This window comes from Curvibacter sp. GW821-FHT01G03 (genome assembly GCF_059422285.1).
In genome coordinates, this window is record NZ_JBWKWP010000072.1 from 1 (window position 1) to 283 (window position 283).

Genomic DNA, 283 nt, shown 5'->3' on the forward strand with positions numbered 1-283 from the left:
ACCGTCGATTTCACGCGTGACGTTGACCTTGTCACCCGCCACTTCGACCTTGCTGGCGAAGGTGGCCTGGGGCAGGTCGGCCAAGGCCGCCAGCATCTGGCCGGTCTGGTTGGCATCGTCGTCAATGGCTTGCTTGCCCAGGATGACCAGGCCCGGCTGCTCTTTGGCCACCAGGGCGTTCAAGAGCTTGGCCACGGCCAGGGGCTGCAGCTCCGCATCGGTCTCGACCAGGATGGCCCGATCGGCGCCGATGGCCATGGCCGTGCGCAGGGTCTCCTGGCAC

General features: G+C 66.8%; 1 protein-coding gene. It reads right to left on the minus strand.

Going from position 1 to position 283, the window contains the following annotated elements; translation table 11 throughout:
* Nucleotides 1-283: electron transfer flavoprotein subunit beta/FixA family protein (locus AC07VS_RS28865; protein ID WP_494752705.1), on the minus strand; the 283-nt coding region annotated here is incomplete at both ends.